This window comes from Longimicrobiaceae bacterium, assembly GCA_035696245.1.
Lineage (GTDB): Bacteria > Gemmatimonadota > Gemmatimonadetes > Longimicrobiales > Longimicrobiaceae > DASRQW01.
This window is the reverse complement of sequence record DASRQW010000211.1, coordinates 1-4,597: the sequence shown is the minus strand read 5'-3', so window position 1 is coordinate 4,597 and position 4,597 is coordinate 1. Positions and strand designations below refer to the sequence as shown.

The 4,597-nt window shown below is 73.0% G+C and carries 3 protein-coding genes and 1 tRNA gene; 1 reads left to right on the top strand and 3 read right to left on the bottom strand.

Annotated elements, in window-relative coordinates:
- The 3 genes from VFE05_09855 to VFE05_09845 form a co-directional block, all read right to left on the bottom strand.
- Positions 1 to 231, bottom strand: a 231-nt coding sequence (locus VFE05_09855; GenBank protein ID HET6230358.1) for a hypothetical protein, incomplete at its 3' end; no start/stop codon positions are given.
- Positions 232 to 416: 185 nt separating this feature from the next.
- Positions 417 to 1,310, bottom strand: coding sequence for a DUF5715 family protein (locus VFE05_09850; protein ID HET6230357.1), 894 nt, complete (start codon positions 1,308 to 1,310; stop codon positions 417 to 419).
- 206 nt (positions 1,311 to 1,516) lie between these two features.
- Positions 1,517 to 3,961 carry a transglycosylase SLT domain-containing protein gene (locus tag VFE05_09845; GenBank protein HET6230356.1) on the bottom strand — a complete coding sequence of 815 codons (2,445 nt, stop codon included), beginning with the start codon at positions 3,959 to 3,961 and terminating at the stop codon, positions 1,517 to 1,519.
- A gap of 339 nt (positions 3,962 to 4,300) precedes the next feature.
- Between VFE05_09845 and VFE05_09840 the strand changes: the two genes are divergently transcribed.
- Positions 4,301 to 4,374, top strand: a tRNA-Asn gene (locus tag VFE05_09840).
- Positions 4,375 to 4,597 lie beyond the last annotated feature (223 nt).

The window sequence follows — 4,597 nt, the reverse complement described above, 5'->3', positions numbered from 1 at the left end:
AAACGTCCTGCGCGAGTGACGCCCGTCCGCCCAAATCGATTCACCACAACACGTTAGATGCAAATCAAAACCGCCGCGCATCTGCATAGATGCACGGCGTCTCGGCGTCTCGTCCCCATCGGTTCGATCCACGTCCAGCGACAACTGTGATCGATCGGAAGATGCGCGGCCCGCCATCGCACCATCGACCCGATCGCCCCACATCAACCACAGCGCGTCAGCCAGCTTCACCGCCGATGCGCGGCATTCGCAGAACCGCCCGCATCTCCCGCATCGCTCCACATCTACCGAACGCGTATCCGTTTCTCACATGGGACGATGCGCATCATCACACCGTCGGCCCCTCGCCCGTGGACCGAAGCGATCGACCGCCGATTCATTACGTCATACCGCGGTTGGCGGACGGGAGATGCGGATCAGCGCGAGGGGATGACGAGGACGCGGCCGAGGGCGAGGTGGGAGGAGTGCAGGTCGTTGGCGTCGCGCAGGCTCTGCACGCTCACGCCCGTGCGCCGCGCGATGGTCCACAGCGAGTCGCCCTGCCGCACGCGGTAGGTCCGCTTGGCCGCCGCCGTGGAGGCAGACGCGGAGGCGGAGGGCTTCACCGGCGCCGGGCGCGCGGCGGCCGGTTTGGAGGCCACACGACTGGTGGATGGACGGGCGGGCGTGTCGTCGCCCTCGCCGGTGTCGTTGTCCTCGCGGCCCGCCAGCGTGGCGCGGGCGGACGCCTTCTCGCGCGGCATGCCGCCGTTCGCCTCCACGTACCGCCGGTACGGGCCGGGGAATACGGCCACGTGAAAGTGCGGCGGGTGGTGCTCCTCGGTGGCGTCGATGGTGCCGCGGCCCTCCAGCCCCAGCAGCGTCTCGCGCAGCCAGCTCGCGCACCCGCGGCTCCGCGGCCGGCGGATGTCCACCGCCATGCCCGTGGGGTGCACCGTCTGCGCGACGCTGTTCGCCACGCGGTACGACTGGGGCCGCACGGCGCTGGTGACCACCAGCTTCTCGCCGCACTCCTGCCGGTACGCCTTGCCCAGCCGCATCACGAAGGTGCGCGTGGTGGGCAGCGCGTACGGGTACGCGGTGCCGCTCAGGCGGTAGTCGCCGTTGCCGGCCATGCGCACCAGGTCGCCCTCCTCGGCCGCGTTGCGCACGCCGCGCGGCGACTTGAAGAAGGTGAGCTTGCTGCCCACCGCCTGGCGGTACGTGCGGTCCACGGTGCCGCGCGAGCCGCGCAGCGTCTGCGCGCCCAGCGCCGCCGGGGCGAGCGCGGCAGCGAGCACGAGCGGGGTGAGGATGCGAGTGGTGCGCATGGGGGTGCTGCCGGCGTGCGGTGAGCGTGCGTCCGGCCACCGGGGGCCGGCGCTGCGGAGGCGGTGTTCGGCCCGCGCGGCGCAAGCGTACGCGCCGTGCGGACATGCGTGTGCGGGTTCGGCGACAAGTCTACGGCCGGGGGCGCGCCGCGGTCAACCGCCAGCTACCCCGCTTGCGGCGCCGGAGGTCCGGCGGCGCGGCAGGATCAGTCGCCCGCCTGCGCCAGGCCCGGCGAGCGCGGGTCGCCGTACAGGCGGCGGTACACGGCGGCGTTGCGCAGCACCACCTTCACGTAGCCGCGCGTCTCCTCGAACGGGATGCGGTCGCGGAACGTGTCCAGGTCGCCGCCGTAGTTCAGCTCGCTGCGCCACCGGTCCGCCCGCGAGGGGCCGGCGTTGTAGGCGATGAGGGCCAGGTCGCGCGCCCCGTGGTAGCGGTCCATCTGGTCCGCCAGGTAGCGCGCGCCCATCCGCAGGTTGATCTCCGGCACGGTGAGCAGGCTGGGATCGTACTCGTCCACGCCCGTGCCCTTCGCCAGCCACTTGCCGGTGGAGGGCATGATCTGCGCGAGCCCCGTGGCGCCCACCCGCGACCGCGCATCGTGGTCCCACGAAGACTCCTGGCGGATGAGACCCGCGAGGAGGTACGGATCGAGGTCCACCCGCTCCGCCTCGTCCATCACCGCCTGGCGGTACGGCAGGGGGAAGACGACGCGCAGCAGGCGCTGGTCCCACTCGCCGCCGCGGCGCTCCAGCAGCTTGCGGCCCAGGCGGATCGCTTCGATGGTGTGGCCGCGGTCTCGCAGCCCCTCCGCCAGCGTGAGGAGCGCGACGGGGCGGCGGTCCAGGCGGCGCATCTGCGCATCGGCCTCTTCCGCCCACTCGCCGTCCAGCCCCGCGGCCGTGAGCGCGTCCAGCCGGCGTAGCGCCTTGGCGCCCTCGGACGGATCGTCCGCCAGCCCGTCCCACGGATGCGGCTCGGCGAGCGTGCGCTCCAGGGGGTCGATGCCCAGCCGGTCCGCGGCGCGCACGGCGTAGTACGACACCGGCTCCGCCGCGATCGCAGCGGAGTACATCGCTCGCGCCCGGTCGGCGCGGCCGGCACGCTCGTGGATCACGCCGGCCTGGTAGGCCGCCTGCGCCGTCTCCTCGCCGCGCGGATAGCGGGCGACGTACTCCTCCCACGCGCGCGCGCCGCCGTCCGCATCTCCCGCCCGCTGCACCCGGTCACCCAGCCGGAACGCCGCGTCCCGCGCGGATGCCGATGACGTGACCGCCGAGGCACGGCGATACAGGGCGATGGCGTTGTCACGGCTGCTGGTCTGGTCGGCCAGGATGAAGAGCGCGGTACCGGAGGCGGCGGTGCCGGGGCGCGTATCCACCAGCTTGCGCAGCGCCATGACCGCGTCGTCGGGCTGGCCGCTCATGGACAGCGCGCGGGCGGAGAGCAGCTCCGCCTCGGCCAGCTGCTCGGCGTCGGTGAGGCGCGCGGCGGCGGCCTTCAGCTCCACGCGCGCCGGCCCCAGGTCGCGCTCGTCGAAGAGCAGCCTGCCCAGCCGCAGGCGGGCCGCGCCGTCGTCCGGCAGCCCGGCGGCCAGGGCGGAGCGCAGGGCCTTGGCGGCCATGCCCGGCTTCGTGGCGGCCTCATACGCGGCCACACGCGCCAGGTGCTCGTCCACCGTGCGGCTTCCGGGCACCTTCACCAGCTCGGTGGCCGCGCGCGCGCGGTCCGCCGGCGCGGCGTTCAGGTCAGCGGCCACGCGGCGCAGCGCATCTACCGCATCGCCGTTCCGTCCCGCCTTCTCCAGCAGCTGCGCACGGTCCAGCAGCAGGACGTCCGCCTCGGCATCGAACCCGGCCGCGGCGAGCGCGCGGTTCTCCGCGTCCAGCCGCTCCAGCGCGCCGGCCGCGTCGCCATGCGCCGTCGCGTACGCCGCGGCCGCGCGGGCCAGGTGCACGCGCGCCGGTGCTCCCGCGCCTGCGGGAGGAGCGAGCGACGCCGCGTCCGCATCTCCCGCGGCCGCCAGTGCCTCGGCCTGGAGCGCGATCATCCAGTCGCGGGCGGCGGGCAGGTCGCGCGCGGCGGCGGCGAAGGCGGCTGCGGCCTCGCGGTTGCGGCCCAGGTGGCGCAGCGCGTCGGCCTGGCGCGCATGGCCCAGCCCGCGCTTCTCGCCCGTGGCGACGCTGGCGTAGCGGCGATACGCGTCCGCGGCGTCGCCCCAGCTCCCGCGCGCCTCGTCCGCGCGGCCCAGCAGCATCCACCCCTCCCCGCGGCCCTCGTCGTCCAGCCACGTGCGCCCGCCCAGCAGGGTGCGGACGTGCGTCCATCCGCCCCACCCGCCCGCCGCGCGCGCCGCCATGAGCACCGCCGCGGGCTCGGCGTCATCCGCCTGCGTGACGAACCCACGCAGCGCCACCCAGGCGGCCCACGGCTGTCCGGCCGCGAGCTTCGCCTGCGCCTTCTCCATCGCCATGCGCAGCTCCGCGCGCGTGATGCCGCGAAGCGGGTCCAGCGGCGTCTCGGGCACGAACTCGGCCATGGACGGCACGCGCTCGCGCAGGTCGGCCTCGGACCACGCCGTGCTGATGGCGAGCCCGGTCGCGAGCCCCGCGAATGCGGCGATCACCGGAAGGGACGGGTGGAACTTCATGCGTACTTCCATGATGCGGTGCGGCACGGCTGCTGGGCGAGACGTCACCCGTTTGGCGTGCGTCAAAGCAGGAACCGTTCCGAACTGATTCCAGGGCAGCGGCTTACGCGGGAACTGGCGGCGGCGCGGTGAACGTGCGGCGGGAAAACCCAGGCGCGGCGGTTGTGCCGTGAGGAACCCCGCCGCGCGCCGGGAGTTCCCGATGCACACTGTGCGCATCTCCTTCGGCTGCTTGATGTTGTATTGCTTTTCGCGGGGGTTCGGGCGGGCTGCGGCCAGGGGTTGACAGTATGCGGGCCGCCGAATATCTTCGGGGACCCTTTCACGGAAGGGCGACATTCCCGCGTAGCTCAGTTGGTTAGAGCATCTGACTGTTAATCAGAGGGTCGTAGGTTCGAGTCCTACCGCGGGAGCTAAAAAAATGAAGGCCCTGCAACGGTTTCCGTTGCGGGGCCTTCTTCGTTGCTGCGGGCGTGGGATAGAATCTGGGATCGATTCACGCCGCGCTCCTCGGAGGTGCCGCGGCCTATCATCCTGGAGGTGCTGCCGCATCGTCAGATGCCTCCGCCTGCGCGCGGACCCCGCCTACATCTACGGACCGTGGTAGATGCGCTCGCGGGGGGCGCTCTCTGCGTT

What these genes read in the sequence shown, in the direction of transcription:
- VFE05_09850 (HET6230357.1), bottom strand. Translation starts at nt 1,310, where the DNA reads ATGCGCACCACTCGCATCCTCACCCCGCTCGTGCTCGCTGCCGCGCTC.
- VFE05_09845 (HET6230356.1), bottom strand. Translation starts at nt 3,961, where the DNA reads ATGAAGTTCCACCCGTCCCTTCCGGTGATCGCCGCATTCGCGGGGCTC.